Annotated in this window: 6 protein-coding genes and 1 tRNA gene; 4 read left to right on the top strand and 3 right to left on the bottom strand. The window is 63.2% G+C overall.

The window, feature by feature from the left end; all coding sequences use genetic code 11:
• Positions 1–22 precede the first annotated feature (22 nt).
• A tRNA-Pro gene (locus VGE27_RS16830) sits at positions 23–96 on the top strand.
• Positions 97–358: 262 nt separating this feature from the next.
• On the opposite strand, the gene VGE27_RS19575 is transcribed toward VGE27_RS16830, so the two are convergent.
• Positions 359–679: an SdpI family protein gene (locus VGE27_RS19575; protein ID WP_414653573.1), complete on the bottom strand. Its 321-nt coding sequence runs from the start codon at positions 677–679 to the stop codon at positions 359–361.
• 174 nt (positions 680–853) lie between these two features.
• On the opposite strand from VGE27_RS19575, the gene VGE27_RS16825 reads away from it, so the two are divergent.
• The gene (locus tag VGE27_RS16825; RefSeq protein WP_331050837.1) at positions 854–1,402 is read left to right on the top strand and encodes a hypothetical protein; all 549 of its coding nucleotides are present in this window, start codon (positions 854–856) and stop codon (positions 1,400–1,402) included.
• Positions 1,403–1,744: 342 nt separating this feature from the next.
• Entirely contained in the window at positions 1,745–2,140 is a 396-nt protein-coding gene (locus VGE27_RS16820) for a hypothetical protein (RefSeq protein ID WP_331050836.1), read from the top strand.
• Here the strand turns inward: VGE27_RS16820 and VGE27_RS16815 are convergent.
• The gene (locus VGE27_RS16815; protein ID WP_331050835.1) at positions 2,124–3,815 is read right to left on the bottom strand and encodes an Ig-like domain-containing protein; all 1,692 of its coding nucleotides are present in this window, start codon (positions 3,813–3,815) and stop codon (positions 2,124–2,126) included. The two genes, VGE27_RS16820 and VGE27_RS16815, sit on opposite strands and share 17 nt — an antisense overlap.
• A gap of 299 nt (positions 3,816–4,114) precedes the next feature.
• On the opposite strand from VGE27_RS16815, the gene VGE27_RS16810 reads away from it, so the two are divergent.
• Complete coding sequence (locus tag VGE27_RS16810; RefSeq protein ID WP_331050834.1) at positions 4,115–4,495, top strand: hypothetical protein; 381 nt, start codon at positions 4,115–4,117, stop codon at positions 4,493–4,495.
• An 18-nt stretch (positions 4,496–4,513) separates the two neighbouring features.
• On the opposite strand, the gene VGE27_RS16805 is transcribed toward VGE27_RS16810, so the two are convergent.
• Positions 4,514–5,554, bottom strand: a 1,041-nt coding sequence (locus tag VGE27_RS16805) for an FAD-binding dehydrogenase (RefSeq protein WP_331050833.1), incomplete at its 5' end; no start/stop codon positions are given.

Genomic DNA, 5,554 nt, shown 5'->3' with positions numbered 1-5,554 from the left:
GGTGTGGTTAGGAGCAGTCGTTCGGGACGTAGCGCAGCCCGGTAGCGCACCTGAATGGGGTTCAGGGGGTCGCGGGTTCGAATCCCGCCGTCCCGACTGCATAAACGAAAGCCAGTCAACGAGTTATCGTTGGCTGGCTTTTGTTGTTGTGGAGAACAGAACGAGTCGGGAACTCGCTGGGAACTCCGGGAATGGAGCCCCGCGCGTGGATCTGAATCCCTGAACTTGGTCTTCGGCCATACCCAAGAGACTGAATGCCGGGTACCCGCGGATCAACCGGCTGCCGAAGGCGCGGAGATTGGCGGGAGACGAATCAGGGCCAGCACGAGCGAGCTATCGGTCTCAAGGGAGTACTCCCTTACGCATCGTCCTGCTTGCCTATCTGATCGGATGGCGTCGACGGAGTCTGACGGTGTGATGCACCTAGCAAACTCGCTCGGACAACAGCTAGCCCTCCGACCAGAAGTGAGCCACTGACCACCAGGACTAAAAGCACGGGAAGGGCGGTGCGACCGAGGAGCCACGGGAGCACGGGAGCTGCCGCGAGGAGAACTACCCCGAAGTACGCGAAATCACGCCCGCTGGCGGCGTGCGCCGCGTACCACACTGCGGGGGCACGAAGGGTGGCGCTGGTGCGCAGCCCCACGGTGCGATCCGGCGGGAGCTCGCCGCGTCGCATCGGTCCGGCGAACCCGATAAGAATGATACCGTACAACGCAACCATAATCGCGGCAAGAATGAGCGGCATAAGTCGCAATGTGATTGATCTGTTGTTTGTGCAGCAGGTTGCACGTCAGTAACTCGGGTAGAGTAGACATTGTCGTACCCGGGCGCACTGAAGTGCAGTTGCTTTGTGCCGGCTTCGCAAGGCCGGCAACAGCCGTTCCTGTCCAGTCAGCCTTTCACCGACTCACGTAAAGTACAGGGAATTGACGTGCGCCCATTGATACTTGCTTCCGTGCTGGGCTTGAGCCTCGGCGCGACTACGAAGTTTGATGCAATTACTCGCCCAGCCGTCGTCGACGCGAACCCATGCGAGATGGACGTTCGCCGGAATGCGAGCGCTCGATCGTGGGTGCGTGGGGTGTTGATCGATACCGGTCAGGCTGGTGTCACCTTCGCGAATACGCGAAACCAACTTGGCATTTCCGGAGTTGCCTACGAACAGGTGACCATCGTGCAGGACACCGTGAAGTGCCGAAGCGCAATCAATGCATGGAAGAGCTTCTATGCCGGATTGGACTCGACCCTGGGAGTCCAGGCGTCTCAATACAACACGGGGATGCTGTTCCAGATCACGCCCAACAGGTTCATCCTGTCAACGCCGATGTTGAACAAGTACTCGTTTCTCACGTACATCGCGTTCGATTCGAACTTTGTGGTGGTGCGCAAGAACCTGTGAAGCCGAGACTGAATGGAGCCCGCGAGGTACTACGCCATGGGCACCCCGTGGCTCCCACACTACCCATTCTGGATAATTGCCAAATGCCAACGACGTCACTAAAAATGGACCCGAAATGGCGAACCCCAGCAGGGTTCAGGCACTGACCTCAGCGCCGCGAGGGCCTGGCACATATGACGAAGGACAAGAAGCGCGAAGGGAACGGCTCGGAGTATTGTGCTCCCACTCCCGTCTCTTCGGAACGACTTGGCAGTCTATTCGAACGAATGCGCCTTCTCGGCGAAAAGCTGGGCCGCGCTGCGCGCGTCACTTCCCCGGACGAGGGCAAGCGCGGAGGCGACGATGGCCAGTGAATTGTCTCGTACACTGTCAGCCCTGCCGCGCAACCCGAGTCGTGCCCAGGTGCGCAGTGCGGCCGAAGTCTTCCTGCGCTTGCAGGAGGAGGCCAGCGGAAGCGGCGATGATCATGGACGGATCTCCGCACTCACCGACGACTTCAATGCCTGGCTCGAGCGCATCCCGGATGAGATGTCCCGCCGGCACGTGCACCGACTGTTCCTCGATGAGCTCTATGACCTCAAGGTCCAGCACACCAACGAACACCTCGCCGCGAAGCATCTCCCGGTCACGCGCTTCCGGGACCACAACGTCGTCATGATCACCATCGTCGCCTTCGTGTTGTTCGGCGCAGTGCCACTGCTGAGCTATTGCAGGGGCCCTATCACGGCATGGCCGTAGCCGAGAACACCACCGGGTTGCCGCGCGGAATCGGGGACTGCACGGTAGCCGTGACGCGATTGACGCCGGCGTTGGGGCCCATCACCCAGGCGCCGCCGGAGGCGATGCCGTCTTCGTCGGTGACGGCGCTGGCCGTCTCGATCGTGCCGCCGCCGGTGGAGATGCGAAAGAGTACGGTGACGCCTTCCACGGGATTGCCGTAATTGTCCGTCACCTTCACCCCCGGCTGCGTGCTGAGTGTGTCTCCCACACCGGCTCGGCCTGCCGTGCTGGTGGCGGCCACCACCACCTTGGGCGCACCGACGGTCACGGTACTCACAAAGCCCAGCGTGGAGCCGGTGACGCCCACCAGCTCGGCCGTTGCTTCCTGTTCACCCAACTGCCCGCCGTAGATCCACGAACCCTTGGCGATGCCATCACGGCCCGCCTTCACAATGCTGACCTGCATACCACCACGTCCCGTGAGCACCTTGAACTTCACGGCCGCGTTGGGAAATGGATTGCTGTCGGCATCGAGCACGCGCACCTGAAGAACGGCAGTCTCTCCGCTGCGTCCCTGGAGTACGGTATCACTCACCGCCACCAACTCAGTAGCGGTCGGCGGGGCCTTCACCGTGGACACGAAACGCAGCGTGTCGTTGATCCCCTGCGCCGTCACGATCACTGTCTGCGTACCGGGCTGCTTGCCGTAGGTCCAGGTGGCATTGGCCACACCGGTCTTGCCGGAAATGGCCGTTGATGGAAGCACGGTACCGCTGTTCTCGAGCGCCCGGAAACTCACCGATGCGCGTGGCATGGGCTGCCCACGCTGGTCGCGCACGAGCACACTCAGCGAGCGAGTGGTGCCGGTGATACCGGTGAGTGAGCTGTCGGTGACGGTGTGCAGTTCGACCGCGACAGGCGCAGCGTCGACATTGGCCGTGAACACCAGCGTGTCGGTGAGGCCGTCCACCGTCACACGCAGCCGCTGGTTGCCTACAGTGGCCGTGCTGTACGTCCACGTAGCCTTGGCCTCACCACGATTGTTGGTGCGCACCGTGGTGTAGTTCACCGCGCCGGCATCGGAGTCCGGGCGAAAGGCCACGCTGGCCGACTGGAACGGATTGCCCGCAGAGTCGGTGACCAGCACCGTCACCACCGCGTTGCCGGCGTAGGCGCCCACGAAGCTGGTAGCCGACACGGCACTCACGTCGTGCGGACTGGGAAGCACTGCCGTGAAGGTCAGCGTGTCGGGCGCGCCGGACACCCACACGCGCAACGTCTGCTCGCCAACCGATGGGCCAAACCGCCACGTGTTCGCGGCTTCACCTTTCACCGTGGAGTTCACGGTGGCGCGGGTCATGGCACCATGTCCTGTCGCAGGCAGGAAGTTCACTACCGCGTTGTGAATCAGACGCCCGGTGGTATCGGACACCACGACCTTGATGGCTGCCTGTCCACCCAGCGAACCGGCGATCACCGTATCGCCAATGGCCTCGATGCGAATGGCATTGACCGATCCCACGGCCGAGGCGATGGTGCCAGGGAGGGCGACACCATTCGACGCCACGGTCGCCTGTGCGACCGGTTCGACCGTCGACGGACGCTCGGCGGTACACGCCGCGACGGAAGCCGCGACTGTCGTCCATGTCAGCCATCCGGCGACCTGCTGCCCGAGCCTGCGAACCCTGTGCATCCGATCTCCAAAGCCAGTCGACATTTCTGCATGGTGCACGGAGCGTGCACATTCCAGCTCATCAGTATCGGATGGGCCTGCTGGGCTTCTGCAGTGGGCCGGCGTGAATGGGCCGATTCAGCGCGGGCCAAGGGTGTCACGCTGTGTGCATTGGAGCAGTCGCCGGAACTCCGCGGCCGTTATCCGACCGGCAGAGGCATATGAGAGAAATGACGGGCAAGCTGCGCGTGTGATGATGAGGCACTCCCGTCACGCAAATCCCTGTTCTCATGAAATCGGCCGCTGCACCCGCCCGCTCAATGGTTCGTCGCGCGCTCACGATGGTGGGCGCCTTGCTGGTCCTTGCCGCAGGTCTTTGGTGGTACCTGGGTGCTCCCGGATGGCCGCACGACGAGCATTGGGCTGAACGCCAAGAGGTGGCGATGACGCGCAGTGCGGTGGAGGCCCAGGTCAGCAATGGGAAGCCGCTGCACTATCGCTCCAGCAAGAATCGGACGGTGAATGGCACCCGGTACGTCTGTGGCGAATACTACCTGCGCACCGATGGCGATACCGCTGGCCCGCGTGCCGGGTATGCGGGCACGCCCGGCCACGTCATGGTGGAAGGTGCGCTGCCCGACAGCCTGCGGGATCGGTATCGGCGCGAATGGACACTATGCAACTCGCGTGATGGCGACTGAGCAGCGACTGGCCGCCGATCAGACGGCGCGCGCGGCGGCGCGTCCTGCCGTGCGGCCGCTGAAGATGCATCCACCCAGGAACGTGCCCTCGAGCGCGCGATAGCCGTGCATACCACCGCCACCGAAGCCGGCTACTTCACCGGCCGCGTAGAGGCCAGCAATGGGCGTCCCGCTTTGGTCGAGCACACGCGCGTCGAGATCGGTGGCGAGACCGCCGAGTGACTTGCGGGTGAGGATGTTGAGCCGAACCGCGATGAGCGGGCCGTTGGGGGGATCGAGCAGGGGCGCTGGTTTGGCAATGCGCATGACGCGTTCGCTGAAATAACGACGCGCGCTGTGAATGATGGCGAGCTGCGGATCTTTGCCGCCTTGGTGGGTGAGCTGCCGATCACGGTCGCGTACGACCTGTTCGACCACGTCGTAGCGCACCAACGGCTCGGGCGTGATCGCGTTCATACCGTCGACGAGCGCACGCAGGGAGTCGCGCACCACAAAGTCCGCGCCTTTCTCCATGAAGGCTTGCACGGGACCCGGTGGTGACTTGCCCAGACGCTTGAGCACGAGGCGGATGTTGCGGCCCGTGAGGTCGGGGTTCTGCTCACTGCCCGATAGCGCAAACTCACGCTTGATGATGGCGCGGTTGAGCAGGAACCACGTGTACGGCAGGCCGTTGGTGGTGATGTACTGCAGTGTGCCCAGACTGTCGGAGCCGGGGACCTGTGGAAAGGGCAGGCGCGCGCCGGTGGGGTCGAGCCACAGGCTGCTCGGTCCCGGCAGGATCCGGATGGCATGCTGCGGCCAGATGGGCGACCAGTTGTGAATACCCTCGGTGTAGTGCCACATGCGATCGGGATTGATCAGATGGGCGCCTGCCCGCATGACGGCCTGCTGCAGCTGGCCATCCACATGTGCCGGTACACCGGTGATCATGTGTGCCGGTGCAGCGCCAAGGCGATCGGTGGGCCAATAGCGGCGCACCAGTTCGTGATTGCCCCCAATACCGCCGGACGTGACGATGACGGCGGATGCGTGCAGCGTGAAATCACTCACCACCACACG

It is taken from the genome of Gemmatimonas sp. (assembly GCF_036405635.1).
Lineage (GTDB): Bacteria > Gemmatimonadota > Gemmatimonadetes > Gemmatimonadales > Gemmatimonadaceae > Gemmatimonas.
The sequence above is the reverse complement of the archived record's forward strand: the minus strand, read 5'-3'. Positions and strand labels throughout refer to the sequence as shown.